Below are 13,570 nucleotides of genomic sequence, written 5' to 3'. Positions count from 1 at the left end.
GGCGCCACCGGCCGCGGTGGCGGCTCAGGGGCCGATGTGGACGAAGTGGGCCCAGGGGCGCGGGTCGACGGGCAGGATGTCCCGCCAGCGCAGGACCGCCTCGTGCAGGGCCTCGTGCACCGGCCGGCCGGCCACCAGCCCCGCGTAGACGGCGTGGACGATCTGGCCGGAGACGGCGTCGTCCGCCTGGTACACGGCCGCCACCACGTCGTGCCAGCCGGCCGTCCGCAGCCCGGTCGCGAGGGTCAGGGACTCGTCGGCGACGCGCCCGCCCCCGCGGAACGTGTCGCAGGCGGACAGGAACGCCAGCCGCGCGGGGGTCCGCCTGGCCCGGCTGAGGTCGGCGAGGGAGACCTCCTCCCCGTGCAGGACCAGGCCCGCCGCCGAGGGGTCGTCCACCGTCTGGGCGCCGTGGCAGGCGAAGTGCGCCCAGGAGCAGGCGTCCAGGCCACGCAGGACGGAGTCGCGGTCGGCCCGGACGCCCGACAGGCGCAGGGCCTCCGGGAAGAGGTCCTCCAGCAGGTCCGCCTCCGCCTTCGCGCCCGGCAGGTCGCGCGGGTGGGGAAGGTCGCCGACGTCGACCACGAGCAGCCCGCGCCCGGACGGAGGCAGCACCGAACGGACCCCGGGAGCCGCGCCGTCGTCCCTGACCGAGTCCAGGGAGGGGCTGTACGAGGACACCGCACGGTCCATCACCGTCCGCGGCGCGGCGTGGTGCCGGGTGGTGTGGAGCCCCGCGGCGTGCAGCGGCAGGAACGTCAGGGGCCCGGTGGGGCTCCAGACGATCCGCGGCGCGTCCCGGCCGTCGGGTGCCCGGTCCGGTACGCCGAAGGCGTCGAGGACGGGCCCCGCGACCTTCTCGTACAGCCAGGCGAGGGCGTCGGCGGCCACGTCGGCGGGCAGTTCGCCGCCCGTGGGGGAGCCGAGCGGCTCGGGGGCGGCGGCGCCGGTCTCGGGAGAGTCCACCGCGTCGAGGAACCGCTGCGTGTGTCCGGAGACCTCGTCCAGCGTCGTCGCGAGGGGCAGCGCGGTGACCGCGCCGCCCCGTACCAGCAGGGCGTGACAGCCGTAGACGCTGACGTTGAGCACGGCCAGGTCCGGCCCGTGCTCGGGGACACCCGCGAACGGCGGGACCCGCAGGAACTGCTCCTGCCCCGGCAGCGCGCGCACCCGGGCCACCAGGTCGTCCCAGCGGCGGGCGAGCGCCATGTGGCGGTCCACCTCCGGGCCGCGCATCCGCGTGTCCGGTGCGTCGCCGTCCCGGGGCGCGGGCAGGAAGCGGCCGGACCCGCCGCCGCGCCGCATGGCCTCCCGGGTCTCCTCCAGGTCCCGGACCAGGTCCGGATGCTCCTCCCGCAGGGCCGTCAGATCGGCCCGGAAGTGCAGGACCTGCCGCCACAGCACGCTGCGGCCCCGTTCGAGGAGCGTGAGGGCCTCCCGCGGCCGGTCCGCGCGGGTCGCGCAGGCGGCCGCGTCGGAGGCCAGCCCGGCCAGCCCTTCGAGGACGTTCTCCCGGCTGGACCAGCCCGTCCCGTGCCACGCGAGCTGGGGCAGGAGGGCGACCGCCCCCGTCAACGCGTCGGTCGCCTCGGACCACTCCTCCAAGGAGGCGGCACCCGCCGCCCTCCGCCTGGCGTCCTGGACCCGGGACTCCGGGGTCAGCAGGGGGCTCGTCGCGGTGATCTTCCAGAGCTCCATCGCCTGCCGCAGGTCGGCGAGGTCCCCGTCCCGTTCGGCCCTGTCCCAGAGGAGTTCTGCGTACAGGCGCAGGGCGGCCAGCCGGTCGTACTCCCCGGCCCGTTCGTTCAGGGCGGCGGCCGCGCTCAGGGCCAGGGCGTCCGTCAGGTCCTGCGGGGCGCCGGTCAGTCGGTACCGCTTGCCGAGTGCGTCGCAGAGGCCCACCGCGCGCGCCACGGCGTCGAAGGCGTCGGAGCCGGTCAGCGACACGAGCCGCCGGTGCACGGAGACCGCCGCGTCGAGTTCGGCCAGCCGGGCCCGAGCCGAGTCGGGGGTGCCGGGGGCGTGCCGGGCGGCCGCCCGCATCCGGAAGCGGGCCAGCTGTATCAGGCACTGCACCTCGTCGGTGCTGTAGATGTGGGGGAGCGAGAGCATCCGCTGCGCCGTCGCGGTCGCCGCTTCGAGGTCCGCCGGGTCGCCGAAGGCGTCGTAGCGGGCGAAGTGCGCGTCCGCCAGGAGCTGCAGCAGGTCGGGCAGTTCCGGGTCACCCTCCGCCGGTACGGCGGCGGCACGCAGCAGGACGTCCACGGCCTCCGTGAAGTCCGCCGCCTCGTGGAGGAGGTCGCCGCGCCGGACGAGGGCCGCCCCGAGCGCGCCCGCGGAGTAGACGTCGGTGTGCGCCGAGAGGTGGCCGCCCGACCAGTCGCCCGGGATGACGGCCTGCCGGGCGAGTGCGACCGCTTCGTGCAACGGCTCGTGGCTCCCGGTGTAGTCGTGGGCCATCAGCAGGGCGAGCACCAGGTTCGAGCGGCGCTGCGGCAGCCGGCTGTCTGCCGAATCGGTCGCCACGAGGACCTTCCGGAACTGGTCCACGGCGGCGACGAGAAGGTCTTCATCACCCTGGGCGTGGTACGCGGCCTGGAGGATCCCGCCCAGGTTGGTGAGCGCGATGGCCAGGGCCGGGTGGGACACCGGCAGTTCGGCGAGCGCACGGGTCAGGGCGTCGAACGCGTCCGTCAGATCGCTCTCGGCACCGGTCTGGTGGTACCGGTACCGCAGCGTCTCACCGAGGTTGACCCGGAGTACCGCCCGGGCCGGCCCCGGATCAAGGGGGAGGTCGCTCGCTTCGGGGAAGGTCTCGACGGCCCTGCGCGCGTGCCTGACGGCCCCTTCCAGGAGGCCTCCCTCGCCGGTATGACGGAAGAGGGCGAGCTCGGCCAGCCCACGGAGACTGCACGCCTGCGCGTCGAACAGCTGCTGGTGGCCCGCGTCCAGGGCGGTCGGCGGCCGCGGTTCGTCCAGGACCCGGAGCACCTGCCCCAGGGCCGCGGTGTCTCCGCGCGTGTTGCCCAGCATGTACCACGCCTGTGCGCGGACGTTCAGGATGTACGGCGCCAGCCGGAGCTCACCGGGCGGGGCCTCCGGGATCAGGCCGGCCATCTCGCACGCGACCTCCAGGTCCTGCGGGGACCGGCCGGCCCACTCGAAGCGGAGGACCAGAAGTTCGGCCCCCATGGCGAGCCTCAGCCGGCGCCGCTCGTGCCCGGCCGGCGTGTGGCCCACCAGCGTCACCGCGAGCTCGGTCGCCCGGTCCAGCACGGCGACGTCGCCGAGGGCCTCGGCGCGCTGCCGGATCTGCCAGACCAGCATCTCCTGGGACATGGCCTTGTCCTCACTCCAACGGCTCTCGCCCACCGGCGTCCTCCGTCCCTTCGCGCCGGGGGATCCGGCTCATCGCAGACCGCCGTGGCAGAGCATCTCGACGACCTTGAAGGTGCCGTAGAAGCGCATCATCCGGGCGCGGGCCTGGAGGTCGAAGTGGGTGGTCGCGTGGGTGATGAGGGCCTCCTCCAGACGGGCCCGCTCGTCGGCCGGGCCGGCCTCCGCGTACCGGGCGACCATCGCGTGGGCCGTGTCGTCGTCGGCGCGCAGCCTCGACCAGCGCCGCGTAGGTGGCGTGCTGGACGAACTCCCCTGTCGTCCTGAGCAGTTTCTGCCAGTTCATGTTCTTCTCCTCATCGTGCGGGCGGTGCCTGCGGTGCGGACTGTGCGGGCAGATGTGCGGTCGCCTCCGCGGCGAGTGCGGCCTGGATCTCCGGCAGGGCCTCCTGGAGCAGGGCCAGCGGGCCCGGTTCGGCGACGAGGACCCGGGTCGCCTTGCCGAGGAGGACCGGCACCGCGTCGGTGGTGAGCAGGACGGCCCAGGTCGTGTACGCGCCGCCGTCGCGGTGCAGGGCGACCAGCCACCGCGGGCCCGAGGTGCTGGCCGCACGGCCTCGTGCGCGCGCGTGCTCCCGGGCGCGGTCCCGGTCCACCCAGCGGGCCGCCGCCACGGTCGCGGACCGTACGGCCTGGGGCACGGCACCGAGTTCGGCGAGCATCAGGGCGTGGACGAACCACAGGTTCCGCACGTCCGGATCACGGTCCCCGAGGGTGCGGTCGCCCCGCGCGAGCAGGCCCTGGCTCCGCCGTACGGCTTCGACCCGGTCCCCGCGCAGCCACAGGGAGTGGACCCGCCGGGCGGCGGCGAGGAAGTCGCTGAGCGGGTCGCGCCGGGCCGTCAGGGAGGCCACGGCCACCAGGGCCGCGCCCGCCGCCGTCAGAAGGCCGCCGGGGCCGAGAGACACGTCGAGCGGCACGCCCTCCCAGGTGGCGGGGTCGGGGTCGGAGACCAGGGCCGTCACGGTCCACAGGAGGGCGGCGAGGCCGGCGGCCGCCCCGCTGATCCGCTGGCGGACGCCGCACCAGCCGAGGTACCAGGCGAGCACCGCCGGGAGGGCGAGGAGCAGCAGCAGGAGGGAGACGCGGGCGTCGCCGCCCGCCCAGCCCAGGGTCGTGCCCAGGCCGACGACGCCGACGGTGGGATGGGCGCCCGAGGGGACGAGGTCGGCGTCCGGGCCGGCGGTCCACGGCAGCAGGCAGCCCCCGGCGCCGAGCAGCACACCGGCCAGGGCGAGGGTCGCGACGGCCCTGTCCCCGGGGCGCTTCCAGGCCCGCCGCCGGCGCGGCTTCGGGCTCGTCGGCGGCGGGGCTTCCGTGGTCCCGGCGGCTCCCGCCGCTGCGCTCAACGGGTCGACGGGCCCGGACAGGCGGGAGTCGCTCATGCCGCCCACCGCCCCAGCGGCTCGATCAGGGTGAGGATGCCGAGGAGCACCACGCCGGGCACCGCGAACACGGCCGCGGTGCAGGCCAGGGCCGAGGCCGGCGCCCGCCCGGCCGACCGCAGGTGCCCGGCGAGCCGGAACAGCTGCCAGGGCACGAGAGCCATCAGCAGTGCCGCCACCGCCACGTCGCGCACCGGGGCGCCGCCGACCACGTACAGCGGGGGCAGCGGGAAGTGCTCGACCAGCGAGTACGAGCCGTAGCCCGTGGTCGTTCCCAGGGCCACGCCGATCAGCGCGGCCAGCGCCGCCGCCGACGGCAGCAGGACCGTCAGGGCCGGCCGGACCGGCGCCCCGGCACCGGAGCCGAACAGACGCCGCCGGCCGTTCCGCCGGCGGCTCCAGGTCACCCCGGCCAGCACCACGGCGGCCACCGCGCAGCCGCCCGCCAGCGAGCCGCCGAAGGCGGCCGCCCCGATCCACCGGCTCGGCCGCGAGGCGATCACCAGCTCGGTGCCCGGCCGCTGCCCCGTGCCGATCCGCAGGGCGTACCGGCCGGCCTCGATCCGCTTGCCGTTCTCCACGATCCGGCCCTGCCGCAGCCGCCCCGCCCCGTCCCGGACGGCGTACGCGATGCCGTTCGCGACGTCGTACCGGTAGAGGAGGCGGGGCGGCTTCGCGCCCTTCCTCTCCGGGATCAGCGCGATGCGCGGCCCGACGAGCTCGGGCAGGGCGGACCCGGCCGGTCCGTCCGCGTACAGGGCGTACTCCCCGGTCCTCGGCACGGTCAGCACCTGGCCCGGGACCGCCGGGACACGGTCGGCGCGGTGCAGCTCGTCCTCCCAGGCCCCCATGAAGCGGGTCTCCGCGCCGATCAGGACGACCCCGGCCAGGCACCACAGGGCCATCGCGAGGGCGTATCCGGCGCGGGTCGGGCCCAGGGAGACGGAGGTGCCGCCCAGCAGGCGCTCCTGGAGCCGCGCCGCGAGCCGGCGCACCACCCCGCCCGTGGACGGACGCCCGTCCCCCGATGGGCGGAGATCTGCGGAATCCCCGGTGCGGAGCGCCCAACTTGGTAGTCTTTCAACCAAGTTGAGCGGCGGCAGGCCGATGCTGCCTGTCCCGGCAGCGCCCCTGTCGTGTGCAGTCATGCGTTCGTCCCCACCCCTTCACGTCGGCGCAGCCCCGTCCGTGCGCCGATCCCCCGGTCGGCAAGGAGACCCCAGGCAGTGCTTCCGGTGAAATCCCCGTCGTGCTTCCGATCCGCTTCCGGTCCGCTTCCGATCCCGGGGAGGGCGTCATGAGTGCCGGGGTGGACGTCGACGTGCTGGGCCGGACCCGGCTGCGGGTGGATGGCGCGGAGGTGGCCGTACCGCCGACGGCGCTGGCGGTGCTCGCCCGGCTGCTGCTCGCCGACGGCGAGGCCGTGACCGTCGACGAGCTCTACCGGGACGTGTGGGAGGCCGGCCCCGGGCCGGTCGGCCGGGCCGACCGGGTCAGCGTGCAGAAGCGGATCGTGCAGCTACGCCAGGCCCTGTCCCGGGGCACCGGCGGCGGGGCCCACCGGGCGGTCGTCAGCACGGAACCCGGCCCGGTGTCGGCGTACCGGCTGGACCTGCCGAGGGAACGCGTCGACGCCCACCACTTCCGCGACCTGGTGGCGCTGGCCCAGCGGGCGGACGCGGTGACCGAGGCCTCCCTGCTGGAGAGCGCGCTCGCCCTGTGGCGGGGGAGACCCCTCATGGCCGTGGAGCGGCTGCCGTTCGCCCGGCAGGGCATCGCGGACCTGTGCCGCGTCCGGCTGGAGGCCCGCCGCGCACTCCTCCGCGTCAACCTCGAACTCGGCCGCGTACCCGAGGCGTTGCGCACGGCCGAGGGCCTGGCGGCCGACCTGCCGGGGGACGGGGAGGTCGCCGCCACGGTCGCCGAACTCCGCTCCCGCGCCCGCTCCCGCCACCGCGGCCTGCTGCGCCGGGAGTTCGACGATCCCGCGGTCTCCGTCGTCATCACCCGCGGCGACCTGCTCGCCCAGCGGGACACGCATCTGGTGGTCGGATTCACCGACACCTTCGACACCGCCACCGACCTCGACATCGTCATCAACCAGTCCAGTGTGCAGGGCCAGTTGGTCAGCCGTCTCTACGGCGGGGACCGGGCCAGGCTGGACCGTGACCTGCGCGTCGCGCTGCGGGGCGTGCAGCCGGTCGCCAAGGAGTCGCGCACCGACAAGCGGCGCGGCAAGCTCGTCCGCTACCCGCTCGGCACGGTCGCGGTGCTCCGGCTCCCGGGTGTCCGGGTCTTCGGCGTCGCCTACAGCCGGATGGGCAACGATCTGGTGGCCCGTTCCTCGGTGCCCGAACTCGCCCACGGCCTCGACCGGTTGTGGGAGGCGCTGCGGGACCACGGGCAGCTGATGCCGGTGGCCCTGCCGCTGGTCGGCTCCGGACTGGCCCGGCTGGACGGCACCCGCCACGAGGACCTGCTGCGGATGATCGTCGAGTCCTTCGTGGCGGCCTCCCGCAGGGGCCGCTTCTGCCCCGCCCTGACCATCGTCCTTCCCCAGCCCGTGCTCGACCGCATCGGCATCCCGCAGATCGCCGCCGCACTGGCCGCCCCGTGAGCCCGACGGAAACCGGAGACACCGTGCCGAACGACCAGCATCCCGAGCGGATCCCGCAGCGGGGCCCCCGCCCGACACCGGGCCACCGCCCGCCCGCGGACCCGGACCGGGTCCCGTCCCCGCGCCGGGTCCCGAGCCCCGTGGCCGCCGTCCTGTCCGGCACCCTGGGCTGGCGGCTCTCGCCGGAGGGCTGGGAGGCGGTCGGCCGGGCCCTGGACGACCTCGCGGCAGCCGGCGGCAGTCCCGACACGCCCGCCGGGCAGCGGGCGTTCGCGGCCCTGCTGGCGGCCGGACCGGGCCGCGTCCTGCGGGCCGGTGCCGGCGCCGCCGCCCCCGGGCTCCCGGCGCCGCCCCGGATCCGCGAACGCGTCAACCACCTGGTCCACCAGCTCACCACCCCCGCCCCCGACTCCGCCGCGCCGGGCGCCGAGGCCCGGCCGGCGGCCGGCGGGCGCCCCGAGGGGGGTACGGACGGATGAGCCCCGCACCCGGGGCACGGACCGGAGCAGGAGCCGTCGGGGAACCGCGGCTGATCGTCCACCTGTACGCGCCCTGCGAGGGACCGGACGCCGCGGCGGCCTACGCGGGCCTCCGGGACATCTGGTCGGCGGCCCGCTCGTTGTTCCGGATGGACCGGCCGATCCCCGGGGCCGGCCTGCCGCACGACCTGCCCGCGGAGCCGCCCGGTCCGGCGCCCCGGTCGGCCGGCGGGCCGGCCGAGGAAGCCCTGGCCGCCCAGGAGTGCCCCGGCGAGGGCTTCCAGGCCGTCCTGCGCCGCCACCACGACGTGCTGGTCCTGTCGGCCGCCCTCGCCCCGGGGGCCATGCGCGCCCCGGGCGGAGCATCCGCTGACCCGTCGGGCCGGCCCGCCCCGCCCGACCCCGTCGGACTTCCCTGGGCGCCGGGACCGGCCCGGCTCGATGCCCTCTGGGACGCCGTCAGCGGCGGCCGGACCGGCGCCCTGCTCGGCGGCGCCCGGCTCCACCTCTGCCGGGCCGCACCCGGCCGGGCCCCCGTCCCGCCGGGCGCCGACGCGGTCGCCCTCGACCGGGGCGTGACCCTCTGGGAGCCCGGTCCCGGCGACGACGCGCGGGCCGAACGCCGCCTGTACCTCGCCGCGGACACCGCCGACGACGACCTGCTGAGCGCGTGGACCTGGTCCCGCGGCGACCTCGCCCTGCCGCGGCTGGCCCGCTACCTGCTCCACGCCGCCAAACTCCGCTACGAACTGCGGGTCTTCGCACGCGACACCGGTGACGCGCGACTGCCGGACGTCGAGCCCGGGCCGCCGGACGGCGGGCCCGGAGCCCTCGACCGCCGCGCGGGCCAGCTCGCCCGGCGGCGCGCCGCGGCCGCCGCCCTCGCGCTCTCCCTCAGGGAACTGCACCGCACCGGGGCGATCGCCGCCGCGAACATGGCCGAGACCCTGCGCGACCGGGACCCCGCGGTCCTCGCCGGGGCGGGGCCGTTCGCCGACGACCGGCAGCTGTCCGCATGGTTCCTCGCCCGCGTCGACGACGAGGCCCACTACCTCGAACTGGCCGCGTCCCAGGCGGAACAGGCCCTCGCCCTGCTGCCTCCGCCGGCCGCCCCGCCACCCGAGCCGGCTCCCGCCGCGCCCGGCCCGGCCCGCCCTGCATCCGCCCCACACCCGACCCGATCCGGGCCGTCCCCCTCCCCGTCCGACCCGCACCCGAACCGATCCGGGCCGTCCAGTTCCCCGTCCGACCCGCACCCCGATCCGTCCGACCCGGCCCGCACCGCCTCCGCCCCGCACCCGAGCCGACACCGGTCCGAGCCGTCCGGTGCCGTGCCCGACCCGGCCGACGGGGACGTCACCCGTACGGTCTTCGTGGTCCACGGCCGCGACGACCAGGCGCGGGACGCCGTGTTCACCTTCCTCCGCGCCCTTGACCTGCGGCCGCTGGAGTGGGAGACCCTGGTCGCCGGGACCGGCAGCGCGGCCCCCTACCTCGGTGAGGTCATCGGCCAGGCGGTCCGTCGCGCCCAGGCCACCCTGGTCCTGATGACCCCCGACGACGTGGTGCACCTGCACCCGGGCCTGGGCGGGGACGGCGGGGACGGAACCGGCGCCGGTCTGCAGGCCCGCCCCAACGTGCTCCTCGAACTGGGCATGGCGCTGGCCGCGTACCCGGACCGCACCGTCATCGTGAAGGCCGGGGACCAGCGCGAGGTCACCGACCTGGGCGGCCGCAACTTCATCCGGCTGGACGCCGGTCCGGCCTGCCGCCGGAAGATCGCGGACCGGCTGCGGTCGGCCGGCTGCCGGGTCGACGACAGCGGCCAGGACTGGCTGGCCCCCGGCCTGTTCGCGGCCCTGGACGCCTACGGCCGCACCCTCCCGGTCCCCGACCCGCCGACCACGGTGCGCCGAGCCCCGGTGAGCGGCCGCAGTGCGGGCGGCTGATGACGGCGTACCACCGGTGAAGGAGGGCCGAGGGCCGGTGTCCGCACACGGCGACGCCCCGCGCCGTCCGTGGCGCGGGGCGTCGTACGACCGGCCCGACGGGCCGGGGGAGCGGCCGTCAGCGGTGGCCGCGCAGCTTGCGGAGGAGGCGCTGCGCCTGGCTGCGCCTGCGGGGGTCGGCCGCGGCCCGGCGGACGGACGCCGCCGCGCTACGACCCTGGGGGCTGTGGGCGAATCGCTTGATGCGGGCCAGCAGTGCGGTCATGGGAGACTCCTCGGATCGTCGCGGTACGGCGTCCCTGCGGGCGCCGCCTATCGGAAGAACGCCAGGTAGCGGTCGAAGAGCTTCATCCGGTGCGGCTGCTCGGCCCCGACCCCGTCCCCTGCCGGGGCCGGGCGCTCCTCGGGGGCCGCGGTCACGTACGTCCAGATCCTGTGCACGATGTCCGCCTTCCTTCCGTCGAGGGCGAGAGCTGCGGTCTTCGCGTTCTGTCACTCCGTGTTGCCCGTCGACGACGCTTCACACCTCCGGGACGGCTCCGGTTCGGCCCGGATGCCCACGGGGCCCTGCGTGCGGGCGTTCTGGTGATCCGTCAGGAGGCGCGGGCGTGGTGACGGCGGTCCGGAGGAGCGGAATGATCCACCCGTACCCGGGTACCCGGACGCTGACCAACCCGCATGGGAGGAAGCAGTCATGGGCCTGGGAATATTCATCATCATGATCGGCGTCGGCGCCGTTCTCACCTTCGCGACCGACTGGGAGCTGGAGGCGGTGAACCTCGACCTGGTCGGCCTGATCCTGATGGCGGTCGGCTTCCTCGGAACCGCCGTCTACGTCAGCGTCCTTCGCCGCCGTCGGATGGTCGTCCCGTCCGTCGCGCCGACGGTCGTCGAGGACGACCGCCGCGACCTGCTCTGAGGCGGCGAGGAAGCCGGGTGGGTGAGCGGCGTGCGGAGACGCTCACCCTGAGGTCCCCTGCCCCCGCGGGGCGGCACTTCCGCACGGGCGGCTCCAGGAGGGCCCTGTCCGTGAGACATCTCCGCGTGCCGTCCGAGGCGGTGTCTCCGTGGGGACGCTCGATCCCGGCGAGGGGCTACTTCACCTCGATCTCGACGAAGGCGAGCGGCGCGGTGCCGGCGTTGACGACCTCGTGTTCGCCGCCGGCCGGCCGTGCGTACGACTCGCCGGCCCTGAGCTCCGAGACGGTGCTGCTCCCGTCCGGGGTGATCACACGCGTCCGCCCGTCGGTGACGGGGACGACGACGTAGTCGTAGACGTGCACATGGTTGCCGGTCGACTGGCCGGGTTCGAAGTCCCAGCGGGTGACGCGGACCCGGTCGTCCTCGTGCTGCGTGGTCGCGTGTGCCGTCGTGGTCATGGTCGCTCTTTTCGCCGTGGTCGGTTCGGGCGCCGCGGCCGGGCCGCACCGCCCCGACCAGCAGGTTAACCGCAGGCGTCGGCCGCGGTGCGGGAGGGCCGTCCCGGGAGCGCGGCGCGGGGTCCCGTACCGCGGACGCGGGGCGGGCGGCCCGGGCGGAGGAAGGGCCGACCGTGCGGCGGCCTCCCGTGTCCGCGGGTGCCGGGGGCCGGGGGAGGCGGTGTGCGCCGCGGCGCCGTCGACCGGCACCGGACGCAGCGCGTCACCGGGTCCCCCTGCGCACACCGGCGCGGACGGGCGTGACGCTCCACCACGCCATCGCCACGCCCACACCGAACACCATCATCAGCACGACCGGCACGAGGGATTCCTTCCGAGTCCAGAGGTCGGGCCCGCGGGGGCGCCGTTCACGAGTAGACGACCGTGACCTGCTCGAAGCCGAGGCCGCGCAGGAGCTTCTCCAGCATCTCGGTCGTGTTCTTCTCCGCCCGGGCCGTCAGCCCGGACTCGCGGGCGGCGTCGCCGATCCGCTCCGAGGCGAGGACGTTGACGGCCTGCTCGCTCGACGGGTTGTCCGAGAAGAGGTCGCCGAGGCGGTCGAGCAGTCCGCGCTGCTTGGAGACGGCGTACGAACGCTTCGGGTCGAGCGCCGGCGCGCCCAGCCGGGCGTGCGGCAGGCGCAGGGTGGCCTGGTTCCGTTCGGCGTCGACGGTCACGGCGTCGTCCCCGAGGCCGCCCAGTTCGACGTAGGCGCCGACGCTGCCGTTCGCCACGTAGAGGGTCCGGGTGCCGCGGATCGCGTCCGGCAGGAACCGGGCGTCGCGCTCCAGGTCGACCACCACCTGGTAGGTCCCCGCCGCGCCCTCGTACCGGCTCAGGTCCTGCACGGACTTCAGGACGGCCGGGCCGGTCCGGTCCTGCACCCGGGTCCCGAAGACGTCCAGGCCGGGGAGCCGGAAGAACTGGCCGATCAGCATGAGGGCGACGGCGACCACGACCAGGGCGACGATGACGATCCGCCATCTGCCCCGGGTGCGCTTCTCGGTCCGGTCGTCGGTGGGCGAAGGTCTGATCTCGGTGTCGTGTCCCATGCTCGCCTCGTGCCCGCGTCGGGCCCTCCCATTCCCAACTCTCGCCACGCCGAGCGGGGTTGGGGCGGGTGGGGAATGTGTGCCGCGGTCACCGTCCGACGGCGCCCGCCGGGGCATACAGCCGGGGGGTCGCGGGTACGCGGGCTCCGTCCGAAGGCGGTCGTACGGAGGAGGGGCAGGAACATGATCGGGTGGACCGAGGTGCGCAGACGAGTCGGCGGGGCGGGAAGCGGCGGGAGGGGCGTCGCGGTGAAGCCGGCCGGAGCCGGGCCCGGTGGAGACGCCAAGGACGGCACCGCGCCGGTCCGCGCCGTGCCGAGCGTGAAGGAGCCCGCCGCACCCCCGAAGGGGAAGGAGGCGGCGGCGCCGGTCCGGCGCGGGCCCGGGCGGTTCGTGCGGGTGCTCGTCACCCTGCTCGCCCTCGCCGCCATGGTGGCCTTCGCGGTGGTCCTCGCCGGCCTCACCCTGGAGGCCTCGCCGGCGTCCGTGCCCCTCACCCACAACAACCTGACACCGGGCAGCTCGATCGAGAACTACCTCAACCAGCCCGGGTTCGTGGACACCGTCAAGCAGCTCGGGGGGAACATCGCCCTCGGCGTGCCCTTCGGAATCCTGCTGCCGCTCCTGTCCCGCAGGACCCGCGGATTCCTCCGGGTCGCGTTCGTCACCGCGACCACCATGCTGCTGGTGGAGCTGGTCCAGGGCGCCCTCATCACGGGACGCGCCTTCGACATCGACGACGTCCTCCTGAACACGTCGGGGGCGCTCATCGGCTACCTGCTCCTCGGCCGACGGCTGGGGCGTGCGGTGCGCCCCCGTACCCAGCCCCGGTGGTGGCAGCGGAGGCGCACCGCCGTCCCGTCCGACTGAGGCGCGCGGGGCCGCCACCGCCTTCGAGGACGCATCTGTTCGAGAAGAGGGGTTTGGCGGCGCCGGATCGGTACATGCGGAGTCCAGGAGATTCTCGGGCCACGAACTGGAGGCACATCATGGGCATCGTCGCGTGGATTCTCATAGGCCTGCTGGCCGGACTGATCGCGAAGGCCCTCATGCCGGGCAAGGACCCCGGCGGCATCATCGTCACCATCCTGATCGGCATCGTCGGCGGTCTGCTCGGCGGCTGGCTCGGCAAGGTCATCTTCGGGGTCGACGCCATCGACGGGTTCTTCGACCTCTCCACCTGGATCGCCGCCATCGTCGGCTCGATGATCCTGCTCCTCCTCTACCGTGTTCTCACGGGCAACCGAAGCCGTCGCGCCTGATCCGGTCGAGGC

At 75.5% G+C, this 13,570-nt stretch carries 14 protein-coding genes; 6 read left to right on the top strand and 8 right to left on the bottom strand.

What is annotated here, in order from left to right; translation table 11 throughout:
• Positions 1–24: 24 nt before the first annotated feature.
• The 4 genes from ACF09E_RS10140 to ACF09E_RS10125 all read right to left on the bottom strand — a co-directional run bounded on the left by ACF09E_RS10140 (position 25) and on the right by ACF09E_RS10125 (position 5,779).
• Entirely contained in the window at positions 25–3,339 is a 3,315-nt protein-coding gene (locus ACF09E_RS10140; protein WP_392204725.1) for a CHAT domain-containing protein, read from the bottom strand.
• A 69-nt stretch (positions 3,340–3,408) separates the two neighbouring features.
• Positions 3,409–3,579, bottom strand: coding sequence for a hypothetical protein (locus ACF09E_RS10135; RefSeq protein ID WP_392204724.1), 171 nt, complete (start codon positions 3,577–3,579; stop codon positions 3,409–3,411).
• A 113-nt stretch (positions 3,580–3,692) separates the two neighbouring features.
• Positions 3,693–4,781 carry a hypothetical protein gene (locus ACF09E_RS10130; RefSeq protein ID WP_392204723.1) on the bottom strand — a complete coding sequence of 363 codons (1,089 nt, stop codon included), beginning with the start codon at positions 4,779–4,781 and terminating at the stop codon, positions 3,693–3,695.
• Positions 4,778–5,779: a hypothetical protein gene (locus tag ACF09E_RS10125; protein WP_392204722.1), complete on the bottom strand. Its 1,002-nt coding sequence runs from the start codon at positions 5,777–5,779 to the stop codon at positions 4,778–4,780. Before ACF09E_RS10125 ends, ACF09E_RS10130 begins: the two co-directional genes overlap by 4 nt.
• 299 nt (positions 5,780–6,078) lie before the next feature.
• Here ACF09E_RS10125 and ACF09E_RS10120 point away from each other — a divergent pair, with 299 nt between their 5' ends.
• Genes ACF09E_RS10120 through ACF09E_RS10110 form a run of 3 tightly spaced genes read left to right on the top strand, consistent with a single transcriptional unit; the run spans position 6,079 to position 9,826 of the window.
• Positions 6,079–7,398, top strand: coding sequence for a macro domain-containing protein (locus ACF09E_RS10120; RefSeq protein ID WP_392204721.1), 1,320 nt, complete (start codon positions 6,079–6,081; stop codon positions 7,396–7,398).
• A gap of 23 nt (positions 7,399–7,421) precedes the next feature.
• A complete protein-coding gene (locus tag ACF09E_RS10115) occupies positions 7,422–7,877 on the top strand; it encodes a CATRA system-associated protein (protein WP_392204720.1) in 456 nt (151 codons plus the stop codon).
• Positions 7,874–9,826, top strand: a complete 1,953-nt coding sequence (locus ACF09E_RS10110; protein WP_392204719.1) for a CATRA conflict system CASPASE/TPR repeat-associated protein — start codon at positions 7,874–7,876, stop codon at positions 9,824–9,826. Before ACF09E_RS10115 ends, ACF09E_RS10110 begins: the two co-directional genes overlap by 4 nt.
• Positions 9,827–9,944: 118 nt before the next feature.
• On the opposite strand, the gene ACF09E_RS10105 is transcribed toward ACF09E_RS10110, so the two are convergent.
• Positions 9,945–10,091: a hypothetical protein gene (locus ACF09E_RS10105; RefSeq protein ID WP_361858468.1), complete on the bottom strand. Its 147-nt coding sequence runs from the start codon at positions 10,089–10,091 to the stop codon at positions 9,945–9,947.
• Between the two features lie 47 nt (positions 10,092–10,138).
• Positions 10,139–10,267 (bottom strand): hypothetical protein, encoded by a 129-nt coding sequence (locus ACF09E_RS10100; RefSeq protein WP_392204718.1) that lies wholly within the window; start codon positions 10,265–10,267, stop codon positions 10,139–10,141.
• Between the two features lie 253 nt (positions 10,268–10,520).
• Between ACF09E_RS10100 and ACF09E_RS10095 the strand changes: the two genes are divergently transcribed.
• Positions 10,521–10,745: a DUF6458 family protein gene (locus ACF09E_RS10095; RefSeq protein WP_361858463.1), complete on the top strand. Its 225-nt coding sequence runs from the start codon at positions 10,521–10,523 to the stop codon at positions 10,743–10,745.
• A gap of 175 nt (positions 10,746–10,920) precedes the next feature.
• Here the strand turns inward: ACF09E_RS10095 and ACF09E_RS10090 are convergent, their stop codons facing one another.
• Both ACF09E_RS10090 and ACF09E_RS10085 read right to left on the bottom strand, forming a co-directional pair.
• A complete protein-coding gene (locus ACF09E_RS10090) occupies positions 10,921–11,205 on the bottom strand; it encodes a cupin domain-containing protein (protein WP_392204717.1) in 285 nt (94 codons plus the stop codon).
• Between the two features lie 407 nt (positions 11,206–11,612).
• The gene (locus ACF09E_RS10085; RefSeq protein ID WP_392204716.1) at positions 11,613–12,296 is read right to left on the bottom strand and encodes a DUF4230 domain-containing protein; all 684 of its coding nucleotides are present in this window, start codon (positions 12,294–12,296) and stop codon (positions 11,613–11,615) included.
• A 183-nt stretch (positions 12,297–12,479) separates the two neighbouring features.
• Between ACF09E_RS10085 and ACF09E_RS10080 the strand changes: the two genes are divergently transcribed.
• A complete protein-coding gene (locus ACF09E_RS10080) occupies positions 12,480–13,166 on the top strand; it encodes a VanZ family protein (RefSeq protein ID WP_392204715.1) in 687 nt (228 codons plus the stop codon).
• Between the two features lie 119 nt (positions 13,167–13,285).
• Positions 13,286–13,558, top strand: a complete 273-nt coding sequence (locus ACF09E_RS10075) for a GlsB/YeaQ/YmgE family stress response membrane protein (RefSeq protein WP_392204714.1) — start codon at positions 13,286–13,288, stop codon at positions 13,556–13,558.
• The last annotated feature ends 12 nt before the right edge of the window (positions 13,559–13,570 follow it).

It is taken from the genome of Streptomyces sp. NPDC014891, from assembly GCF_043081085.1.
Lineage (GTDB): Bacteria > Actinomycetota > Actinomycetes > Streptomycetales > Streptomycetaceae > Streptomyces.
This window is presented reverse-complemented; position numbering and strand designations above follow the sequence as displayed.

Bases quoted from the DNA above. Each gene is read 5' to 3' on its own strand.
- ACF09E_RS10140 (WP_392204725.1), bottom strand. From the start codon at position 3,339: ATGTCCCAGGAGATGCTGGTCTGGCAGATCCGGCAGCGCGCCGAGGCC.
- ACF09E_RS10135 (WP_392204724.1), bottom strand. From the start codon at position 3,579: ATGGTCGCCCGGTACGCGGAGGCCGGCCCGGCCGACGAGCGGGCCCGT.
- ACF09E_RS10130 (WP_392204723.1), bottom strand. From the start codon at position 4,781: ATGAGCGACTCCCGCCTGTCCGGGCCCGTCGACCCGTTGAGCGCAGCG.
- ACF09E_RS10120 (WP_392204721.1), top strand. From the start codon at position 6,079: ATGAGTGCCGGGGTGGACGTCGACGTGCTGGGCCGGACCCGGCTGCGG.
- ACF09E_RS10110 (WP_392204719.1), top strand. From the start codon at position 7,874: ATGAGCCCCGCACCCGGGGCACGGACCGGAGCAGGAGCCGTCGGGGAA.
- ACF09E_RS10105 (WP_361858468.1), bottom strand. From the start codon at position 10,091: ATGACCGCACTGCTGGCCCGCATCAAGCGATTCGCCCACAGCCCCCAG.
- ACF09E_RS10095 (WP_361858463.1), top strand. From the start codon at position 10,521: ATGGGCCTGGGAATATTCATCATCATGATCGGCGTCGGCGCCGTTCTC.
- ACF09E_RS10090 (WP_392204717.1), bottom strand. From the start codon at position 11,205: ATGACCACGACGGCACACGCGACCACGCAGCACGAGGACGACCGGGTC.
- ACF09E_RS10085 (WP_392204716.1), bottom strand. From the start codon at position 12,296: ATGGGACACGACACCGAGATCAGACCTTCGCCCACCGACGACCGGACC.
- ACF09E_RS10080 (WP_392204715.1), top strand. From the start codon at position 12,480: ATGATCGGGTGGACCGAGGTGCGCAGACGAGTCGGCGGGGCGGGAAGC.
- ACF09E_RS10075 (WP_392204714.1), top strand. From the start codon at position 13,286: ATGGGCATCGTCGCGTGGATTCTCATAGGCCTGCTGGCCGGACTGATC.